This window comes from Humibacter soli (assembly GCF_054779035.1).
In genome coordinates, this window is the sequence record NZ_BAAGYX010000001.1 from 1116718 (window position 1) to 1137783 (window position 21066).

Annotated in this window: 17 protein-coding genes; 3 read left to right on the plus strand and 14 right to left on the minus strand. The window is 67.5% G+C overall.

The features are described from left to right. Positions 1 to 33: 33 nt before the first annotated feature. The 8 genes from ACYVDN_RS05205 to rplU all read right to left on the minus strand — a co-directional run bounded on the left by ACYVDN_RS05205 (position 34) and on the right by rplU (position 6754). Complete coding sequence (locus ACYVDN_RS05205) at positions 34 to 1332, minus strand: hypothetical protein (protein WP_460569113.1); 1299 nt, start codon at positions 1330 to 1332, stop codon at positions 34 to 36. A gap of 122 nt (positions 1333 to 1454) precedes the next feature. Further along, positions 1455 to 2060: a nicotinate-nicotinamide nucleotide adenylyltransferase gene (nadD, locus tag ACYVDN_RS05210; RefSeq protein WP_460569115.1), complete on the minus strand. Its 606-nt coding sequence runs from the start codon at positions 2058 to 2060 to the stop codon at positions 1455 to 1457. Positions 2061 to 2072: 12 nt separating this feature from the next. Next, positions 2073 to 2318: a hypothetical protein gene (locus ACYVDN_RS05215; protein ID WP_460569117.1), complete on the minus strand. Its 246-nt coding sequence runs from the start codon at positions 2316 to 2318 to the stop codon at positions 2073 to 2075. Positions 2319 to 2402: 84 nt separating this feature from the next. Further along, a complete protein-coding gene (locus tag ACYVDN_RS05220; protein WP_460569119.1) occupies positions 2403 to 3692 on the minus strand; it encodes a gamma-glutamyl-phosphate reductase in 1290 nt (429 codons plus the stop codon). Positions 3693 to 3701: 9 nt separating this feature from the next. Continuing rightward, on the minus strand, positions 3702 to 4520 hold the full coding sequence (proB, locus tag ACYVDN_RS05225; protein ID WP_460569121.1) for a glutamate 5-kinase: 819 nt from the start codon (positions 4518 to 4520) through the stop codon (positions 3702 to 3704). Next, entirely contained in the window at positions 4521 to 6047 is a 1527-nt protein-coding gene (gene obgE, locus ACYVDN_RS05230) for a GTPase Obg (protein ID WP_460569123.1), read from the minus strand. Between the two features lie 128 nt (positions 6048 to 6175). Continuing rightward, the gene (rpmA, locus tag ACYVDN_RS05235) at positions 6176 to 6430 is read right to left on the minus strand and encodes a bL27 family ribosomal protein (protein ID WP_460569125.1); all 255 of its coding nucleotides are present in this window, start codon (positions 6428 to 6430) and stop codon (positions 6176 to 6178) included. 18 nt (positions 6431 to 6448) lie between these two features. Then, positions 6449 to 6754, minus strand: coding sequence for a large ribosomal subunit protein bL21 (rplU, locus tag ACYVDN_RS05240; protein WP_460569127.1), 306 nt, complete (start codon positions 6752 to 6754; stop codon positions 6449 to 6451). A 200-nt stretch (positions 6755 to 6954) separates the two neighbouring features. On the opposite strand from rplU, the gene ACYVDN_RS05245 reads away from it, so the two are divergent. Then, the gene (locus tag ACYVDN_RS05245) at positions 6955 to 7227 is read left to right on the plus strand and encodes a DUF4031 domain-containing protein (protein WP_460569129.1); all 273 of its coding nucleotides are present in this window, start codon (positions 6955 to 6957) and stop codon (positions 7225 to 7227) included. Positions 7228 to 7230: 3 nt separating this feature from the next. On the opposite strand, the gene ACYVDN_RS05250 is transcribed toward ACYVDN_RS05245, so the two are convergent. After that, positions 7231 to 9957: an Rne/Rng family ribonuclease gene (locus ACYVDN_RS05250; RefSeq protein ID WP_460569131.1), complete on the minus strand. Its 2727-nt coding sequence runs from the start codon at positions 9955 to 9957 to the stop codon at positions 7231 to 7233. Positions 9958 to 10431: 474 nt separating this feature from the next. Between ACYVDN_RS05250 and ACYVDN_RS05255 the strand changes: the two genes are divergently transcribed. After that, the gene (locus ACYVDN_RS05255; RefSeq protein WP_460569133.1) at positions 10432 to 11043 is read left to right on the plus strand and encodes a vitamin K epoxide reductase family protein; all 612 of its coding nucleotides are present in this window, start codon (positions 10432 to 10434) and stop codon (positions 11041 to 11043) included. A 227-nt stretch (positions 11044 to 11270) separates the two neighbouring features. On the opposite strand, the gene ndk is transcribed toward ACYVDN_RS05255, so the two are convergent. From ndk to ACYVDN_RS05280, 5 genes are all read right to left on the minus strand, one after another. After that, positions 11271 to 11687 carry a nucleoside-diphosphate kinase gene (gene ndk / locus ACYVDN_RS05260; protein ID WP_460569135.1) on the minus strand — a complete coding sequence of 139 codons (417 nt, stop codon included), beginning with the start codon at positions 11685 to 11687 and terminating at the stop codon, positions 11271 to 11273. Continuing rightward, positions 11684 to 12139, minus strand: a complete 456-nt coding sequence (locus tag ACYVDN_RS05265; RefSeq protein WP_460569137.1) for a DUF4233 domain-containing protein — start codon at positions 12137 to 12139, stop codon at positions 11684 to 11686. The genes ndk and ACYVDN_RS05265 overlap by 4 nt, the downstream gene beginning before the upstream one ends. Next, a complete protein-coding gene (locus ACYVDN_RS05270; RefSeq protein WP_460569139.1) occupies positions 12136 to 13500 on the minus strand; it encodes a bifunctional folylpolyglutamate synthase/dihydrofolate synthase in 1365 nt (454 codons plus the stop codon). The genes ACYVDN_RS05265 and ACYVDN_RS05270 overlap by 4 nt, the downstream gene beginning before the upstream one ends. Further along, the gene (ileS, locus tag ACYVDN_RS05275) at positions 13497 to 16835 is read right to left on the minus strand and encodes an isoleucine--tRNA ligase (RefSeq protein WP_460569141.1); all 3339 of its coding nucleotides are present in this window, start codon (positions 16833 to 16835) and stop codon (positions 13497 to 13499) included. Before ileS ends, ACYVDN_RS05270 begins: the two co-directional genes overlap by 4 nt. 275 nt (positions 16836 to 17110) lie before the next feature. Continuing rightward, complete coding sequence (locus ACYVDN_RS05280) at positions 17111 to 19468, minus strand: arylsulfatase (RefSeq protein WP_460569143.1); 2358 nt, start codon at positions 19466 to 19468, stop codon at positions 17111 to 17113. Between the two features lie 230 nt (positions 19469 to 19698). Here ACYVDN_RS05280 and ACYVDN_RS05285 point away from each other — a divergent pair, with 230 nt between their 5' ends. Next, positions 19699 to 21063, plus strand: coding sequence for a sensor histidine kinase (locus ACYVDN_RS05285; protein ID WP_460569145.1), 1365 nt, complete (start codon positions 19699 to 19701; stop codon positions 21061 to 21063). Positions 21064 to 21066: the final 3 nt, after the last annotated feature.

A 21066-nucleotide genomic window follows, 5' to 3' on the forward strand; every position in this document is an offset into this window, starting at 1 on the left:
CTGCCACCGGCGGCACCCGAAACGCCGCGTGGATCAGAACGCATGGAAGACGTAGCCCGCCACCAGCAGCGCGGCGACACCCAGTGCCAGGAAGGCCGCGGTCACGGCCAGCGTGACGGGAAGCTTGTTCCCGCGAGCTTTCGGCGGGGTGATCATGCCACGGGTCGACGTGTGCGTCGCCACGGCCTTGCTCGCGCGAACCGGCGCGACGCTCGAGGTCGTGGGAGCGGCATCCGACTCTTCGAAGATGCGGTCGATGTCCGACGAGTCGAAGTGGTCGGGATGCTGTCCCGTCGTGCCGAGGGAGCGCGGCAGATCGATGGATCCCGTGACGATGATCTCGCCCGTGCTCGTCAACGGCGTGGTCGCCATTCCAGCCGACGGGATCGACGGCAGGATCAAGGCGTTCGCGGTGGTGACGCTTCCGCTGGCGACCGATGAGCGCGGTGTGTTCCCGGTGTCGCTCGCCGGCTCGTCACCCATCGTCGACCAGTGGCCGGCCGAACGAGCGAGAAGCTGCGGGTCGGTCGTCGGACCACTCGGCTCCGCAGCGACTGCCGCGGCCGCAGGCGCCGCCTGCGTCGGGGTGCTCTGAACCGGGACCGTGCTGATCGGGGTCTGCTGCACCGCCGCCTGCTGGGCTGACGTCTGCTGCACACTCTGCGCGGGCGGGATGACGCGTCGTGTCGGAGCCTCGGGCTGGGTCTGCGCCACCCCGGGAGCCGAGCCGTCGAGAAGCTCGGCGAAGGACGGTGCCGGCGTCGCCTTCTGCGAGGGCTCTGACGGTGCGACGACCTTCGGCGCCACGGCAGGCGCGCTCGGTACGACCACGGTCTCCGGCGTCTCAACGGCCGCAGCGGGGGCGTTCGGCACGGGGCCGGATGCCTGCTCGTCGGTCTGCACCGCGTCGTTGGCGGCCTGGGCCTGCTGCATCGCGCGCAATTCGCGCCTGGTCAGCGGGTGTCCGTCTGGTGCCGTCAACACGGCCTGACTCGACATGGTGATCTGCTGCGGTGCGGAGGACGCCTGCTGCTCCGACTCCGGAGCGGGGACGGGCCGGTAGGGCTCCGGCTGCTCGGAGGTCGGCGGCTGCACTCCCGGCAGGTACGTCACAGGCGCGGGCGGGCGGTCGTCTTCGAGCACGGGAGCGTTCGCAGGCTCGCCGGCATGGGATGCCGCAAGCAGGTTATCGAAGGAGAGGCTGTCGTAGCGAGGGGCACGGGGTCGCATCGGCGGGGCATCCGACGAAGGATGACGCGAGTCGGCGTCACGCTGTGTCGACGAGAACGGCGTCGTGACATCGGGGACTTCTCCCGCGGGTGTCGGTGCCACTGTCACTGCTCGGCGGGAAACGGGTGCGGACTCGACTTCAACCGAATCGACTACGCCCTCCGCGGCGCGCTGATGCTCTCTTGCTTGTCGCCGCGTCAGTGGCGGCTGGTCTTGCCACGACGTCATGCCACACTACTCCGATACAAATGGTGCTTGGAGATGTACTGGACAACCCCATCGGGAACGAGGTACCAGACAGGGAAACCCCGGCTGACACGGTCCCTACAATCGGTCGACGAGATCGCCAATGCCGGAACCTCCAACAAGCTTACGTCGCCGTTGGGCAAACCCGTCACCTCGAGCAGATGTCCCGGACGACTCACAGCGACGAAGTGAGCAAGTTTCCACAGCTCGTCGACGTCTCTCCAGCTCAGGATCTGGGCGATCGCGTCGGCACCGGTGATGAAGAAGAGGTCGGCATCCGGCCTGCTGGCCTGCAGGTCGCGCAGCGTGTCGATCGTGTAGGTAGGCCCGTCACGGTCGATGTCGACCCTGCTCACCGTGAACCGCGGGTTGGACGCGGTCGCGATCACCGTCATCAGATAACGGTGCTCCGCCTCGGTGACGTTGCCCTTCTGCCAGGGCTCGCCGGTTGGGACGAACACGACCTCGTCGAGGTCGAACGATTGCGCGACCTCACTGGCCGCGACAAGGTGACCGTGGTGGATGGGATCGAACGTCCCGCCCATCACACCGACGCGCCGACGAGGCGGTTCAGACGGCCGCATGAAGCCCCGGGGTCAGTGCTCGTGCGGCTCGGGTCCCGGGTGGCCTGCACCGTGGTGATAGGCGCCAGGGGCCGCCGCGTGCACGGCCGCCTCAGGGTCGTTGCTGCGGTGGTGCCTGTTGGCGACGTCTCGGTAGGTCCAGGTCACGAAGGCAAGAGCAGCGAAGACGCACAGCACGACGATGCCGAGAACCCAAGGCTGCACGGTGACCGCGCTCGAGGACTCCTGAGCGGCGGCGACTGCTGCGATGAACGACATTCGACTCTTCCTTCCGTGGCGGATGCCAGACCTTCAGTCTAGCCATGAACGGATGCCCCACTGCGGCATCCACGAGGCGCGCCGCTACGCGCGGACCTGTCCGGTGCCCCGCACCAGCCACTTGGTGCTGGTCAGCTCCGGCAGACCCATCGGGCCACGGGCGTGCAGCTTCTGCGTGGAGATGCCCACCTCCGCCCCGAACCCGAACTCGCCGCCGTCGGTGAATCGCGTTGAGGCGTTCACTATCACGACGGCCGAGTCGACCTCGGCGAGGAAGCGCTCGGCGTTCAGCAGGTCGTCTGTGACGATCGACTCGGTGTGCTGGGTGGAGTACCTGCGGATGTGGTCGATCGCCTCGTCGAGAGAATCCACGACTCCGACCGACACGTCGAGGCTCATGTGCTCGGTCGACCAGTCCTCTTCGGTGACGGGCACCGAGTCGGGGAAGATCGCCATGGCACGGTCATCCGCGTGCACCGTCACGCCCTCGGTGCGGAGTGCGGACAGCACGGGAGGGAGCAGCCTGGATGCCGCGGCGCTGTGAACCAGCACCGTTTCGACGGCGTTGCACACGCTCGGCCGCTGCACCTTGGCGTTGCGCACGATGTCGACCGCCCACGCCTCGTTCGCGCTCTCGTCGAGAACGATGTGCACGACACCTGCACCGGTCTCGATCACGGGCACGGTCGAGGACTCCACGACGGTGCGGATGAGCTCTGCACTCCCCCGCGGAATGAGCACGTCGATGTATCCACGGGCCTGCATGAGCCGGGTGCCGCCCTCGCGGCCGAACTCGTCGACGGTCTGCACGGCATCTGCAGGGATGCCCGTCGACGCGATCGCCCGCTGGATGAGCTGCACCAGCGTGCGGTTGCTGGACTCGGCTGCACGTCCGCCACGCAGCACTGCCGCGTTGCCGCTCTTGAGTGCGAGAGCGGCGATGTCGACGGTGACGTTCGGACGGGCCTCGTAGATGGCGCCCACGACGCCGAACGGAACCCGCACCTGCTGGATGGAGACACCGTTCGGCAGCCTGCTGCCGCGCACCGAGGTTCCCACCGGGTCCGGCAGCGCGACGATATCGCGCACGGCGTCCGCGAGCTTCGCGATGCGAGCCTCATCGAGCCGAAGGCGGTCGATCAAGCCGTCGGAGAGGCCACCGTCGCGTCCACGCTGGAGATCCTCGGCGTTGGCGGCGATGATGTCCTGCGCGTTGTCGACCAGCGAACGGGCGATCGCGTCGAGCGCAGCGTTCTTCTGAGCGGTCGTCGCCGTCGCGAGGGGCCTGGACGCGTGCTTCGCGGCCTCGAGCTTGCGGAGGAACGCCGGCGAGTCTGCGGTCGCGGGCGCCTCGTCGAGAACGGTGGAGGACATCCCCTCAGTTTAGTCGGCCGCCCCGTGCTGTCCGACGGGTGCGCCGGGCACGGTTGGAGCGAACCAGGTGCCGACCGGCTCCCCCGCCAGAGCCGCGTGCACACGGCTCGTCGAGGTGAGCAGCACCGCGCTGCCGGCCTCTGCAGCGTGGCGTGCGGCGGACACCTTGGTGATCGCGCCACCGGAGCCGACGCCTGCCGGCCCTGTTGAGCCGATCTCCACTCCCGCCAGGGGGTCGTCGGCGGCAACGAAGTCGATGCGTTCGGCGCCGGGCTCGTGCGGGGGTCTCGTGTACAAGGCGTCGACGTCCGAGAGCAGCACGAGCAGGTCGGCGCCGATCAGGGTCGCGACCAGGGCCGCAAGACGGTCGTTGTCGCCGAAGCGGATCTCGTGCGTCGCCACCGTGTCGTTCTCGTTGACGATGGGAAGGATGCGCAGGTCGAGCAGACGTTCCATCGCGCGCTTCGCATTCGAGCGGTGCGTCGGGTTGTCCATGTCGTTCGCGGTCAGCAGCACCTGTCCGGCGACGATGTCGTAGCGATCGAGGCTGTCCTGGTAGCGGTAGATGAGCACGTTCTGACCGACCGCTGCTGCTGCCTGCTGCGTAGCGAGATCGGTGGGACGCGCGGTGAGCGAAAGATAGGGAATGCCTGTCGCGATCGCACCCGACGACACCAGCACGACCTGCGTTCCACGAGCGTGCGCCGATGCCAGCGCATCGACGAGCGGACCGATCTGGTGCGCGTTCTCGCCGCTGATCGACGACGACCCCACCTTCACGACGATGCGGCGGGCAGAGGGCACCAGGGAACGGTCCGTGATCACCATCTACGCGTCGTCCTCGTCGAACTCACCGTCGTCGTGCCAGAGCCCTGCGTCGCGTTCACGGAGCAGTTCTGCACGCGCCTCAGCCTTCGCGTCCATGCGCTCGTGATACTCGATGCGCCGCTGTCCGCGAGTAGCGCGTCCGTTCGCGTCGAGCCTCGAGTCGGTGCCGCGCGGCGAGGTGACCAGCTCCGCGGTGGACGTGAGCGTCGGCTCCCAGTCGAACACGACGCCGTTGTCGGCGCCGATCACGACGGTGGAACCCGCGACGGCTCCCGCCTTGACGAGTTCGTCCTCGACGCCGAGCTTCGCGAGCCGGTCCGCGAGGAATCCCACGGCCTCGTCGTTGGCGAAGTCCGTCTGCGCGACCCAGCGCTCGGGCTTGCCGCCGATGATGCGGTAGATCGGGCCGTCCGAGCTTCCGTCGACACGAACGGTGAACCCGGCCTCGTCGACGGCGCGCGGGCGGATGACGATGCGCGGCTTGACCTCGGCCTCAGCCGCGGCCTTCACACGCGCATCCTCGACGAGCCCTGCGAGCGCGAACGACAGCGGGCGAAGCCCTTCGTGGCTCACGGTCGAGATGTCGAAGACGCGATAGCCGCGGGACTCGAGCTCTGGGCGTACGAACGCGGCCAGCTCTGCAGCATCGGGAACGTCGATCTTGTTCAGCGCGACGAGTTGCGGCCTCTCCAGAAGAGGCACCTGGCCGTCCGGCACCGGGTAGGCGGCGAGCTCGGCGAGGATGACGTCGAGGTCGCTGATCGGGTCGCGCCCCGGCTCGAGGGTCGCGCAGTCGAGCACGTGCAGCAGCGCGCTGCAGCGCTCGACGTGACGCAGGAACTCGAGCCCGAGCCCCTTGCCCTCGCTCGCTCCCTCGATGAGTCCGGGCACGTCCGCGATCGTGTAGCGGATGTCGCCGGCCTGCACCACGCCGAGATTGGGGTGCAGTGTGGTGAACGGATAGTCGGCGATCTTCGGCTTCGCTGCTGAGAGTGCGGCCACCAGGCTTGACTTGCCTGCGGACGGGAAGCCGACGAGTGCGACATCCGCGACGGTCTTCAGCTCGAGGACGACGTCGCCCTCCCAGCCGGGCGTGCCGAGCAGGGCGAACCCCGGCGCCTTGCGCTTGGGTGAGGCGAGTGCGGCGTTGCCGAGCCCGCCCTGGCCGCCGGGCGCGACGACGAATCGCATGCCCGGCTGATCGAGGTCGATGAGCAGCTCGCCCGACGCGTCTTTGACGACGGTCCCGATCGGAACCTGCAGCTCGAGATCTTCACCGGTGGTGCCACTGCGGTGGTCGCCCATGCCGAACCCTCCGTTCTCGGAGGAACGGTGCGGATGACGGTGATAGCCGAGCAGAGTCGTCACACCCGAATCGGTGACGAGAACGATGTCGCCGCCGTCGCCGCCATTTCCGCCGTCGGGACCGGCCAGCGGCTTGAACTTCTCGCGACGCACCGACACGCAGCCGTTGCCACCGTGGCCGGCACGCAGGTGCAGCGTCACGGTATCGACGAACGTCGCCACGATGCTCCTCACCGCCCGCGTTGCGAGCTTCTGTCTACGCTATCCGGATGCCGCGAGTCGGCACCGGAGCTGAAATAGCCGATGGGCGGGCACGCGGCCCGCCCATCGGCTTACGTTCTGACGAACGGTCAGTTCGCTGCCACCACGTTGACGACCTTGCGGCCGCCCTTGGTGCCGAACTCGACCGCGCCCGCCTCGAGGGCGAACAGCGTGTCGTCGCCACCGCGGCCGACGTTCGCGCCCGGGTGGAAGTGCGTACCGCGCTGGCGAACGATGATCTCGCCCGCGTTCACGACCTGGCCGCCGAAGCGCTTCACGCCGAGGCGCTGCGCGTTCGAGTCGCGGCCGTTGCGAGTGGAGCTCGCTCCCTTTTTGTGTGCCATGAGTGTCTCTCCTCGCGCTTACTTGATGCCGGTGACCTTGACGCGCGTGAGCTCCTGACGGTGGCCCTGGCGCTTCTTGTAACCGGTCTTGTTCTTGAACTTCTGGATGACGATCTTCGGGCCGCGGAGGTCACCGAGCACCTCGGCGGTCACCTTCACCTTGGCGAGCGACTTCGCGTCGCTGGTGACCTTGTCACCGTCGACGAGGAGCACCGCGGGGAGCTCGATGGTGCCGTTCTCCGACTTCACGCGGTCCATCGTCACGATGGTGCCGACCTCGACCTTCTCCTGCCGACCGCCGGCGCGCACAACTGCGTAAACCACTACTCGTACCTATCTGAAGGAGGGACTGATGAAATCCCGTAACTGACGTTGATTGTCGCTGGTCACGCCCCCAAGTGGGAGAAGGGTTCGAGCCAGAAAACGAAAGGGCGAAAGCCGCGATAAGACGACGCACACCGACGGTCTAGCCTACCGGATGACTCGGAGGGGGTCAAATGGGCCGCGGCCGTAGACTCGCGGTCATGGCCGTCTTGATCGACACCCCGATGTGGCCGAACCACGGCACCCTCTGGTCTCACTTGGTCAGCGACGCATCGCTGGCCGAGCTGCACGAGTTCGCCGCACTCCATGACGTGCCGGAGCGGGCGTTCGATCTCGACCACTACGACGTGCCTGCCGCTCGCCACGACGATCTCATCGCGGCCGGTGCCATACCCGTCACCGGCCGCGAACTCGTCGAGCGACTCAGAGCCAGCGGGCTTCGCGTCACCGCAGCCCAGCGCAAGGCGCGCTGACTCTCAGCCCGTTTGCGAGTCGTCCTGAGACGGGATGACGCCCCCGGTGAGTCCTGCGGTCGTCACACGGCGGCGAGACCGACCCTGTCCGGGCTGCTTGGGCTCCGGGAGAGAGTCGAGCACCGAGCCGAGGAGCTCCTGCGCCTGAACGAGATCGACCTTCGGCTTCGCCTCGGAGTGCGCCTCCAACGGGATGTCGAGGATGGACACCGCCACGTTCTCGACGTGCTGCTCCCCCGCCTCCTCGTCACGCCCCGTCGCGTCATCCGACGTCTCAGCGGCGACCGGTGCGACTGCCTCCGGAGCCGGCTCGACCGATGTGGCGCCCTGGTCGGACGGCTCATGCTCGGCAGCGCGACGCGAGCCTCCACGGCCGCGGCTCCCGCGCCGGGTGCGTGGCGTGTCCGACTTGGGCGCCTGCTGCGACTGCTCGGTCGAGGAGGACTCTGGCTCAGCCGCGACGGGTGCAACCTCGGCTGCCGGCGCCTCGACCTGAACGTCCGGAGACTCGTGGTGCGGGTGCAGCGTGCTCGCAGCGATCTGCGCGAGAGCGTTCTTCGCGTCGTCGGTGATGGCGTGAGTGCCCGTGTGCGGGCCGCCGTTGCCGTTGCCGCTGCCATTCCCGTTGCCGTTGCCCGGCTGCGCGGGGGCGTTGCCGCCCTTGGCGCCACGGCGACGCTCCGGCGGCTGCGGAGCGCGGTGCCTGGTTACCGGGTCGTGGTGCACGATGACGCCACGCCCTGCACATACCTCGCACGGCTCGCTGAAGGTCTCCAGCAGGCCGAGACCGAGCTTCTTGCGGGTCATCTGCACGAGGCCGAGCGAGGTCACCTCTGCGACCTGGTGCTTCGTGCGGTCACGGCTGAGGCACTCGACAAGTCGACGCAGCACGAGGTCGCGGTTGGACTCGAGCACCATGTCGATGAAGTCGACGACGATGATGCCGCCGATGTCGCGCAGGCGGAGTTGCCGCACGATCTCCTCCGCCGCCTCGAGGTTGTTCTTCGTGACGGTCTCTTCGAGATTGCCGCCCGATCCGACGAACTTGCCCGTGTTGACGTCGATGACCGTCATGGCCTCTGTTCGGTCGATCACCAGTGAACCGCCAGAGGGAAGCCAGACCTTGCGGTCGAGCGCCTTCTCGATCTGCTCCGTGATGCGGAACTCGTCGAAGGCGTCGCGCGCGCCGTCATACGGCTCGACGCGATCCAGCAGGTCGGGCGCCACCTGCCGCAGGTAGCTCTCGATGGTGGAGCGCGCGTCATCGCCGGCGATGATGAGCTTCTGGAAGTCCTCGTTGAAGACATCCCGAACGATCTTGATCAGCAGGTCGGGCTCGCTGTGCAGCAGCGCGGGCGCCTGAACCGTCTCGGTCTGCTTGGAGATGTCAGCCCACTGAGCGGTCAGACGGTTGACGTCGACCGTGAGCTGATCCTCGGTGGCTCCCTCGGCGGCCGTCCGCACGATGACGCCGGTGTTCTCGGGAAGCACCTCCTTGAGGATCTTCTTCAGGCGGGCGCGTTCGGTGTCGGGCAGCTTGCGGCTGATGCCGTTCATCGAGCCGTTCGGCACGTACACGAGATAGCGGCCCGGCAGGCTGACCTGGCTGGTCAGTCTTGCGCCCTTGTGACCGACGGGGTCCTTCGTGACCTGCACGAGCACTTTGTCGCCGGGCTTCAGTGCGAGTTCGATGCGACGCGGCTGGTTGCCGGTCTCCGCGGCATCCCAGTCGACCTCGCCCGAGTAGAGCACCGCGTTGCGGCCGCGGCCGATGTCGACGAACGCTGCCTCCATGCTCGGGAGCACGTTCTGCACGCGGCCGAGGTAGACGTTGCCGATGAGCGATGCCTCCTGCGAGCGGGCCACGTAGTGCTCGACGAGCACTCCGTCTTCGAGCACGCCGATCTGGATGCGTCCGCCCTTCGAGCGCACGATCATCTGCCGGTCGACGGCCTCGCGTCGCGCCAGGAACTCGGCCTCGGTGATGACCGGCCTGCGACGCCCGGCATCCCTGCCGTCGCGACGGCGCTGCTTCTTCGCCTCGAGACGCGTCGAACCCTTGACCTTCTGCGGCTCGGTGATCAGCTCGGGCTCGCGCTGCTGACGCTGGCGAGGCTGACCCGACTCGTCCTGAGCACCGTCTCCGGAGCCACCACGCTTGCGCGTGCGGCGGCGAGAGGTGGTCGTGGTCTCCTCGGCGGTCTGAGTGTCGTCGTCACCCTGAGCGGCGGGAAGTGCGGGGAGCACGGGAGGCGCCTGGAAGAACAGCGCGGTGCTCGGCAGTCCTGGTGCCTGTGCCGCGTGCGCCGTGGCTGCCTGCTCCTGGGCGGTCGGTGCAACAGCGGTCTGATTTTGCGCGGCATCCTCAGCGGCCTGCGGCTCGTCGGCGTGCGCAGTGGGCGTCGCGGCGGCGGGTGCCTCGCCGGACTGCGTCGCGACGGCGGGCTGCTCGACCGTGGTGTCGGATGCCCCAGCCGGCTCCTGCTCGACGGGCGTTGTGGCCGGTGCCTGTGCTTCCGGCTGAGCCCCGGTCGTAGCCGTCTGCTGCTGCTCGGCGGCCGGGGTGGCCGGAACCTCGACCGCCGACGCCTGCTGTGCAGCGCTGTCGTTGGCCGCACCCGCCTTGCGGGTTACGCGACGCCCTCCGAACAGCCTGCTGCGCTTACGCGGCGCGTTGCCGTCTGCGTTCCGTCCCGACTCGTCCCATGCATTCTGATCGTTCTCCACCATCGCTGGTGCACTCCTCGGCCGCACCGTGGACACGCGCGTCCCGTACGGCTGTACTCATGCGGGCGGCGCGCTCGGCACGCACCCGCCAATCCTCGGCTCGTCGCTCGAAAGGGTGCGCGATGTGCAGTGCGCTTCGTGGCGCTCGGCCCTCGACGTCGGTCACTTCCGGTCCGCCCTGCGGCTCAGAAGATCTTGCGATGAAGAGGTTCGCGGCTCTCGCTTTCGTTCGCTCGTCCCTGTCTGTCACGTCTGTCTATAACGTCTCGTTCCGTCGAGTCGCGCGCGACTCGACGACCGGGCTCGCGTCTGCGGAACCCGTGCAAGCTTCTCTGCGACCGTGCGAGCCAGCCCGCGCGATCGTCCTCCATTATCGCACGAGTGCCTGCGCGACCCCGCCAGGCGCGCACCACCGGGTGGATGCACACGACCGGATGTCCCAGCTGGGGCGCTTACTCGCTCTGCCATAATGCGATGGTGTCGCTCGACTCCCCCACCGAAACCAAGCGGCCCATCGGGCTGGCGATCTTCCTCATCGTCGCGGGGGTGATCGGATGGCTCGCCGCCTTCGCGCTCACGCTCGACAAGTTCACGGTGCTGGAGCATCCGAACGCGAACCTCTCGTGCAACATCAACCCGCTCGTCGGGTGCGCGAAGAACCTGGCCTCCTGGCAGGGAGCGGTGCTCGGCTTCCCGAACCCGATCATCGGCATCGCGTGCTGGGTCGCGCCGATCGCGGTCGGCGTCGGCATCCTGGCGGGCGCACGGTTCAAGCGCTGGTTCTGGATGCTGTTCAACCTCGGCGTGCTCGGCGCGCTGGTGCTCGTGATCTTCCTGATCTACTCGAGCCTCTACGACCTCTACGTGCTCTGCCCGTACTGCATGATCACGTGGATCGTGACGATCCCGACCTTCTTCGTCGTGACGTTCTACAACCTCAAAGAGGGGAACATCCCGGTGGGCGAGCGCACGCGCGCGTTCTTCGACGCCGCCTACGCCTGGATTCCGCTGATCACCTTCATCTGCTATGTGATCGTCGCGGTCTTCGCGCAGATCCAGGTGCAGTGGATCCCGAACGCCTTCAGATAGCCGTTCTACCGCTGGTCGAGTAGCGCGCCGCGTGGCGGCACGCGTATCGAGACCTGCCCAGATCCGGGTCGTCGGGTCTCGATACGCGTGCGCCTTCGGCGCGCGCTACTCGACCAGCGGGAGCAGTCAACTCGCGAGAGACGCTCTAGTTAGGCGGGGGCTGTGCCGCCGCCGGTCCCGACCACCCGCCCGGCCGACTGCGGGCACCGGGCGGGGTCCGGCGCCCACTAGAACCAGAGTGCTAGTTCTCTAGCTGCGCTCTCGGGTGAGTCCGAGCCGTGCACGAGGTTCTGCTGCACGGCGAGACCCCAGTCGCGGGCGAGGTCTCCACGGATGGTGCCGGGGGCCGCTGTCGTCGGGTCGGTCGCGCCGGCGAGGGAACGGAAGCCCTCGATGACCCTGTTGCCTGCGACACGGATGGCCACGATCGGGCCCGACTCCATGAACTCGACGAGCGGCTCGTAGAACGGCTTGCCCTGGTGCTCTTCGTAGTGCTTGGCGAGGAGGTCTCGGTCGGCCTCGACGAGTTTGAGGTCGACGAGCGCGTACCCCTTCGCCTCGATGCGGCGCAGGATCTCGCCGGTGAGGCCGCGGGCGACGCCGTCGGGCTTGACGAGCACGAGGGTCTCTTCGATGGTGGTCATTCCTTCTCCTTGTCGGTGGTCTCTTGGGTGGCAGAGGTGTCTGGAGTGGCAGAGGTGTCGGGGTTCGCGACCGCGGCCCGATAGGCCGCAGTGCGTCGGTCGAGCCTGGCGCCGGCGATCATCGCATAGGCCCAGATGGCAGTGAAGATGGCGCCGACGATGAACAGCATGCCGACCAGGAATCCTGAGGCGATGACGACGAGCTGAACGAACCAGCCGATCCAGTAGCCGACACGGTAGCGAAGCAGTGGGATCGCGACGATCATCAACACGATGAGGATCGCGCCACCGCCGAGCGCCTCCACGGCGGGCAGGGCGTGCAGCCCGAACACGACGAGCGCGCCGAGGAAGACCACGACCAGCTCGAAGCCCAGCACGATCGAGCCGAGGCTCTCTTGCGCCGACCGCTGTCTGCGCTGCCGCGGCTGGGGATCGGTCGCGGGCTCGGTCATTCGGTCGCCTTCCACTCGCGCTCCTGTGCGAGCCCGAGCGCTTCTCCGATGAGCGCGATCGACCCGGTGACGACGACAGCGCGGCGCTGCTCGGCGCTCGCCCACTCTCGCGCAGCCTCGACAGCGTCGCCGAGGTCGGGGAAGGACTCGACGTGCTCGTGGGTCCATTCCTCGATGTGATCGGCGAGCTCGTCCGACGAGGTCGAGCGCTCGGAGTGGGACTGCGTCACGAAGATGCGCGCGGCAAGGGGTGCCAGCGCGTCGATGATGCCGTGGGCGTCTTTGTCCCGCAGGATGCCGATCACGAATGCGAACTCGTCGAAGTCGAAGAATGTCGGAAGTGCGGCGGCGAGGGTGAGCGCTCCGGCAGGGTTGTGCGCGGCATCCACGAGCACCGTCGGCTCCGTGCCGACGAGCTGCAGGCGGCCGGGCGAGGTGACTGTGGCGAAGGCCTCCTCGAGGAGCGGCTCGCGCAGCGCCTTCTCACCGCCCCCGAGGAACGCCTCGACGGCGGCCACCGCGACGGCAGCGTTCTGCGCCTGGTGCGCGCCGTACAGCGGAAGGAACAGGTCGGCGTAGGTCGCGGACCGGCCACGAATCGTCACCAGCTGGCCACCGACCGCCACCGCGTCGCGCTCGACATCGAACTCGTCGGGCTGGAACGCGATGGACGCCTCCCGCAGCTTGGCCGCTCTGCGCAGCTCGGCGATGGCCTCCTCGGTCTGCGCCGCGCTGACCACCGTCGCCGCCGGCTTGATGATGCCGCTCTTGGTGCGGGCGATCTCCGCGATGGTCGAGCCGAGTCGAGCGGTGTGGTCGAGCGAGATCGGGGTGAACACGGCGACCTGACCGTCGCCGACGTTCGTCGAGTCCCACTCGCCGCCCATCCCGACCTCGATCACCGCGACGTCGACGGGGGCATCGGCGAAGATCGCGAACGCGAGCACCGTGACGACCTCGAAGAAGGTCAGCCGAGGCTCGCCATCCGCTTCGAGCTCCGCGTCGGCCATCTCCACGTACGGCTCGATGTCTTCCCAGTTGCGGGCAAGTGCCTCGTCGCTGATCGGCTGGCCGTCGACCATGAAGCGCTCGTTGAAGCGCAGCAGATGCGGGCTGGAGAACAGGCCGACACGCAACCCGTAGGCGCGCAGGATGCTCTCGATGATGCGGCTCGTCGACGTCTTGCCGTTCGTGCCGGTGATGTGGATGATCGGGTAGGCGCGCTGCGGATCGCCGAGCAGTTCCACCGCTCGCCTCGTCGGAGCGAGCCGTGGGCGCGGGCTGGACTCTCCCAGCCTCTCCAGCAGCGCCTCGTAGACGGCGTCCGCTGCGTCGCGGAAGGCCTCGTCCTCGTCGGTCACTTCACCACCTCCACTTTCTCGAGACTGACGAGCAGCGCTGACGCGGCTCCGACAGCGACGGCGTCCTCCGCCCTGGCGACCAGGTCATCGACATCCGCATCGAGCTCGACGGCCAGGGTCTCCGACCCGACCAGTTCGGCGTTGGCGCGCACCGCGTCGACACCCACCCGGTCGAGCACGAGACGCAGCCGGATGCGATCGCTCACGTCGAGGCCCGCCTGCTTGCGGCTCTCCTGCACGACCCGCACCACGTCGCGGGCCAGACCCTCGGCCTCGAGCTCGTCGGTGGTCGCCGTGTCGAGCAGCACGAAGCCGGCGCCGGGGAGCAGCGCGATCGCGCGACCGGATGCCGCGGCATCGGTCGCCTCGAGGACGAGGTCGTACTCGCCGTCCTGCAGAGCAACGCCACCCGCCGTGACGACGCCGTCGGCCTCGATCCAGTCGCCATCGCGCGCGGCTTTGATCGCCACCTGCACGGTCTTTCCGAGCCTCGGGCCCGCTGCACGAGCGTTCACCGTTAGCCGCTTGCTGATGCCGTACTCGGCCGGGCTGTTCTCGGTGAGCCCGACCAGCCGCACGGCCTTCACGTTCAGCTCGTCGCGAAGGATGCCCTCGAACGGCGCGAGAGACTCTGCGGCATCCGTGACCACGGTGAGCTCCGCGAGGGGCAGCCGAACGCGAAGACCGGCCTGCTTGCGCAGCGACAGCACGACGGAGCTCACCTGGCGCACGCGGTCCATGGCGGCCACCAGCTCGTCGTCACGCGGGAACTCGCTCGCCTTCGGCCAATCGGTCAGGTGCACGCTGCGCCCGCCGGTGAGGCCCCTCCAGATGCGCTCGCTGACGAGCGGGAGCAGCGGGGCCGCGACCCGCGTGAGCGTCTCGAGCACGGTGTACAGGGTGTCGAAAGCCTCGGCGTTGCCGCCGTCGGGCGTCACGCCCTCCCAGAACCTGTCGCGCGACCTGCGCACGTACCAGTTGGTGAGCACGTCGGCGAAGTCGCGGATCTTCGCGGACGCGAGCGTCGAATCGAAATTGTCGAGGTCTGTCGTCACCGCTTCGACGAGCTCGTGCGTCTTGGCCAGCAGGTACCTGTCGAGAACGTCGGTCGACCCGGTGCTGCGCCTCGCGTCGTAGTTCGACGCGTTGGCGTACAGCGAGAAGAAGTACCAGGTGCTCCACAGCGGCAGCAGGGCCTCACGCACGCCCTGGCGGATGCCCTCTTCGGTGACGATGAGGTTGCCGCCGCGCAGCACGGAGGACGACATGAGGAACCAGCGCATGGCATCCGACCCGTCACGGTCGAACACCTCGGCCACGTCGGGGTAGTTGCGCAGCGACTTCGACATCTTCTGTCCGTCGCTGCCCAGCACGATGCCGTGGCTCACTGCCCGACGGAACGCGGGACGGTCGAACAGCGCGGTCGAGAGCACGTGCAGCAGATAGAACCAGCCGCGGGTCTGACCGATGTACTCGACGATGAAGTCGGCGGGGCTGTGCGTGTCGAACCATTCGCGGTTCTCGAACGGATAGTGCACCTGCGCGTATGGCATCGAACCGGAGTCGAACCACACGTCGAGCACCTCGGGGATGCGCCGCATCATGGACTGCCCTGTCGGGTCGTCGGGGTTCGGTCGCACCAGGTCGTCGATGTACGGCCGGTGCAGGTTGGGCTCGCCGTCCGGCCCGAGCGGCAGCCGCCCGAAATCACGCTCCAGCTCGGCGAGCGAGCCGTAAGCGTCGATGCGCGGATAGTTCGGATCGTCGCTCTTCCACACCGGGATCGGCGATCCGAAGTACCGGTTGCGGCTGATCGACCAGTCGCGCGCACCCGCGAGCCACTTGCCGAACTGACCGTCCTTGACGTTCTCCGGCACCCAGTCGATCTGCTGGTTGAGCTCGACCATGCGATCGCGGATCTCGGGAACGCGCACGAACCAGCTCGACACCGCCTTGTAGATCAGCGGGTTGCGGCACCGCCAGCAGTGCGGATAGCTGTGCTCGTACGACGCCTGGCGCAACAGCCGCCCCTGCGCCTTAAGCGCCTGCGTGAGTGGCTTGTTCGCCTCGAAGACCTGCAGTCCGACGACGTCCGAGACGTCGGCGAGGAACCGACCGCCCTCATCGACGGAGAGGATGACAGGGATGTCTGCAGCCGCGCACACGCGCTGGTCATCCTCACCGTATGCGGGCGCCTGGTGAACGATGCCGGTCCCCTCCTCGGTGGAGACGTAGTCGTCGACCAGGATCTGCCACGCGTTCTGCGTGCCAAATGCTGCGGCATCCGCGTAGTAGTCCCAGAGCCGGTCGTAGCGCACGCCCGCCAGCTGGGAACCGGTGACCGTGCGGATGACGGATGCTCTGGCATCCTCCGCTGAGTCGTAGCCGAGGTCCTTCGCGTACGAGCCGACCAGGTCGAGCGCGAGCAGGTACTCGGCGCCGAGCACCTCGGCTCCCTCGCGAGCGGAGGGCGCACCCTCGCGGTCTACTTCGGCATCCGGCGTGCCGTTGGGCCCCGCGGGCACCACCGCATAGGCGATGTCGGGCCCGACCGCGAGCGCCAGGTTGGTCGGCAGGGTCCACGGCGTCGTGGTCCACGCGAGTGCGCGCACCGCGGTGAGACCGAGTGCCTCGGCCTTCTCCCCCACCAGGGGGAACGTGACGGTCACCGTCTGGTCCTGACGGGTCTTGTAGACGTCGTCGTCCATGCGCAGCTCGTGGTTCGAGAGCGGCGTCTGGTCGCGCCAGCAGTACGGCAGCACCTTGTGGCCCTCGTAAGCGAGACCCTTGTCGTAGAGCTGTTTGAACGCCCAGATCACCGACTCCATGAAGGTGACGTCGAGCGTCTTGTAGTCGTTCTCGAAATCGACCCAGCGCGCTTGCCTGGTGACGTACTCCTGCCACTCGGTGCTGTAGGTGAAGACAGACCGGCGCGCGGCGGCGTTGAACGCTGCGATGCCCATGTCGTCAATCTGGCTCTTGTCGGTGATGCCGAGCTGGCGCTCCACCTCCAGCTCCACGGGGAGCCCGTGCGTGTCCCAGCCGAACCGGCGGTGCACCTGCTTGCCGCGCATGGTCTGGTAGCGCGGGAAGACATCCTTGGCATATCCGGTCAGCAGGTGCCCGTAGTGCGGCAGGCCGTTGGCGAACGGAGGGCCGTCGTAGAACACCCACTCTGGGCATCCTTCACGCTGGTCGATGGATGCACGGAAGGTGTCGTCGCTCTTCCAGAACGCGAGCACGTCTTCTTCGATCTGAGGAAAGCGCGGCGAAGGGACGACCGTGTCGTCGTGCGAGTCTGGCCGACTGTTCTCGGCGGGCTTGGGGTACGGCATGCTTCTCCCGGCAGGATTCCTCTTCTGCACGAGGACGCCTCCGGCTCGGTGAGCATCGTGCCGGTTACGCGGTACCACCCCGCTTGCCGCGCACCGGCATCCGTCGGCGGCGCGCGACCACTCATCTGCGCTGTGACGGGCTGACCCGTTCGGTTCTAGTTGGCGCCTCGCTCCGATGCAGCGGGAGCTCTGACGCCGTTCTTCCGAAGACTCCCCGGTGATGGCCGGATCGCAGTCGTTGCCGACGAGTCTACTGTGGCGGGGCGCGCTCTGCTCTACTCCCTGGCAAGCATGGCGGATGCTTCGCGTTCGAGGTCGACGTACGGCTCGCCGCTGACGTCGAACGCGACACGGTGCAGAGTGCCTCCTGTGAACGGGTACGGACGCTCGCCCGGGTAGTCATCGGTGACCGGCTCACCACCGTCTCGGCCGATGCAGAGGCCTTCCCCTGCGAGGCTGAACATGCCCGGCTGGGTCTTGATGCGGCCGGTGCCGACGGCCTGGTCTCCGTGGTAGAGCGTCAAGGTGCCCGTCGCCACGCCTGGGCTCTCCTCACCGTCCTTCTCGAAGGCCGCGGAGAGGATCACCCCCTGGCCGACGGGGAAGTCCCGATCGGCTTCGATCCGTTGCTCCAGGCTGCCCACGAAGTTGTAGACGTAGTGCAGACGGCCGTTCTTGAGATAGAGAGCGTGGCCGCCGAAGCGGGACCCGTGGGCGAAGAGAACACCCTCGGCACCGGCATCCGGAATGTCGACGAGTGCGCCGATGGCATATGACCGGTTGCGGATGTTCACCGCCTGCGTCTCGGGGATCTCTGCTCCGCTCGGACGGTAGACGTATCGATGGCGGGCCGGCGAGAGTTGTGGCCGCGGAGTCTTGAGGATCTCCAGAGCCGAGCGGTCGTCCAGCGGGAACGCTTGGTTGGCGCCGGCTTCGGCGAACCACAGGTTGATGAGCTCACGCAGCTTGTCAGGGTTCTCGTGCGCGAGATCGTGACTCTCTGAGCGGTCGACGTCGGTGTGGTACAGCTCCCAGGTGTCGTCGTTGAAGTGGCTCCACCCGCTGATCACGGGGTGGGTCGAAACCGCCTTCCAGCCGTCGTGCCAGATCGAGCGAGAGCCGAGCATTGCGTAGAACTGCGTGTCACGGTCTCCGGGGGCCGAGGCGTCGAGCACGGCGTTTCGCATGCTGACGCCGTCGAAGTGCGACTGCACATAGCCGCCGATCTGCTCCGGCGGAGTCACATCGAGCAGATCGAGGATGGTCGGCACGATGTCGACGGCGTGGTGGTACTGGTGCCGCAGTTCGCCGCCGTGCCCGAGGCGCTTGGGCCACGAGATGATGCACGGGTCGGCGGTTCCCCCGTTGTAGTCGTAGCGCTTCCACATCTTGAACGGGGTGTTGAAGGCCATCGCCCACCCGGTCGGGTAGTGGTTGTAGGTCTTGGTTCCGCCGAGTTCGTCGATCAGCGCGAGGTTCTCGTCGAGGTCGTCCGGGATGCCGTTGAAGAACTTGTTCTCATTCACGGACCCGTCGGGGCCGCCCTCACCGCTCGCGCCGTTGTCGGACACCAGGATGACGATCGTGTCGTCGCGCGCACCGATCTCGTCGAGGTGGTCGAGAAGCCGGCCGATCTCGTGATCCGCGTGAGCGAGGAAGCCGGCGTACACCTCCGCCATGCGAGCGTAGAGCCGCTTCTCGTCGTCGCCCAGCGAATCCCACGGCTTCGTGTAGTCGAGAGGCGGGAAGGGCGCACCATCCGGGCCCGAACGGGTGTCCGGAGTACCGATCGGGTTGATCGGTGGCAATTCCGTACCCTCCGGCACAAGTCCCAGCGCGATCTGTCGCTGCAAAACCTCCTCGCGGACCTTTTCGTAGCCCTCGTCGAAGCGGTCTCGGAACTTCTCGATCCATTCCGCAGGTGCGTGGTGCGGCGCGTGACAGGCGCCAGGCGCGTAGTAGAGAAAGAACGGCTTCTCAGGTGCCAGCGCCTTGGCGTCGTCGATGAACTCGATCGCCTTGTCTGTCAGGTCGACCGTGAGGTGATATCCCTGGTCGGGATCGCTCGGCTGGTCCACTGGATGGTTGTCGTACACGAGGTCGGGGTACCACTGGTTGGTCTCAGCGCCGAGGAATCCGTAGAACCGCTCGAACCCGCGACCGGTCGGCCAGTTGCGTCGCGTCGACGCGAGGTTCATCTCGTCCGATGGGCAAAGGTGCCACTTGCCGACCGCATAGGTGTTCCAGCCGCTCTCCCCGAGAATCTGGGACAGCATGCCGTTCTCCTGTGGGATGGTGCCGCTCGCGTTGGGAAAACCCGTCGCCGCCTCGGTGATGCACGCCATGGAGTTGCGCGTGTGATTCCGACCGGTCAGCAAAGCAGCGCGAGTCGGCGAACACAGCGCGGTCGTATGCCACTGCGTGAACCGCACACCCGTTCCGGCAAGGCGGTCGATGTTCGGGGTCTCGATCGGGCCGCCGTAGCAGCTCATCGCCGAGAACCCCACATCGTCGAGCACGACCATCACGACGCTCGGCGCACCACTCGGGGCTTTCGGAGGTTCGTACGGCGACCAGTCGGGCTCGGAATCCCGGATGTCGACGTTGATGTGTCCCTTGAACTGCTGAGCCATGCCGACCCCTTCACGGTCTCACGAGCTGCGCGGATTCTGTGGGCAGCCTATCGACGCGTCCCTGCCGTGGCAATGAAACGGCGCGACTCGTCGGCGGGGTCCGGATCGTCACCGTGGGGATAACCCCCGAACGCATTCGGGAAGCCACCGGATGGAGCGCCCGACCCCCGCCGGCGAGTCTGGCTGATGAGCGCAAGGGCCCTGTTGCGACCGAGAAGAGGAGATGCACTATGGCTGAGATCATGGGAGCGATGACCACCGACCGCGCGCTGACGCACGTCGCTCCCTCGTCCCCTCAGGGGTTCTGGGCTCGCTACGGTGCACTCTGGCGTCGCGTTCCGATCGAAGTGGGCGTTCTTTTCGTGGCGTTCCCGCTCGCCGTCATCGCCGTGAGCGTGCTGTGGTCGCTCTTCTTCACGGGCGTGGGTCTGCTGGTGCTGATCGTGGGCTTCTTCCTCGTGCTCGCCTCGCTCTACATCGCACGCGGATACGGCACGCTCACCATCGCGCTTCTGGAGGCGACGGGACAGCCGCGCATTCCGCGGCCCGAGTGGCGCGGACGAGTGGGCACGGGCTTCATCGGACGCGTCTTCAGTCCCCTCGCCGACGGTCGCTACTGGCTGTATCTGTTCGACGCCATGGTCGCGGAGATCGTCGTGACCACCGTCACCTGGGGCATCATGATCGCCTGGGTCTCGACCTCGCTGAGCGGAGTCACCTACTGGATCTGGGGCGGGTTCCTTCCGACGGGCAACCGTCCGGTGTGGATCTCGCACATCGTGTGGCAGTGGGCGACCGGAAGTCCTGCCACGTTCGACCCTCGCCTCGGCAACATCGTGCTCTTCGGCGTCGTCGGCCTGATCTTCCTCTTCACGCTTCCGTTCGTGACCCGCGGCCTGATCCGTCTGAACTGGGCGGTCGCACGCGGCCTGCTCGGCGCCTGGTCGTCGCAGGAACTCCGCAGGGAGGTCACAGAGCTCTCGGAGTCGCGTGCGGCGGCCGTCGCCGCAGAGGATCGCACGCTGCGGCGTCTCGAGCGGGACATCCACGACGGTCCTCAACAGGGGCTCATCCGACTGCGAATGGACATCGCGGCCGCTCAGCGACGCCTGCGCGATGACCCGGATGCCGCGACACGACTGCTCGACGAAGCCTCGGCGACGGCCCAGGACGCTCTCGACGAGCTGCGGGCGCTCTCCCGCGGATTCGCGCCACCGATCCTGCAGGACCGTGGCCTCAAGGCGGCGCTGGATTCCCTCGCTGCGCGCAGCCCCGTGCCGGTCGCCGTCGACTACTCCCTCGCAGAACGGCCGCCGCTGCCGTCGGAGGTGGAGAGGAACCTCTACTTCGTCGCAGCCGAGCTGCTGGCCAACGTGACGAAGCATGCCGGCGCGTCTTCCGCCTCGGTGCGCATCGCCCCTGTCGGCGGCTCTGTGCTCCTCACCGTCTCGGATGACGGACGGGGTGGAGCCACCTTCGCTGAGGGCCACGGCCTTTCCGGCATCAGGGAGCGGGTGACGGCGATGCGCGGCACGACCGAGCTCGCCTCCGACGCCACCGGAACGACGGTGAGTATCGCGGTGCCGTTATCGTGAGTG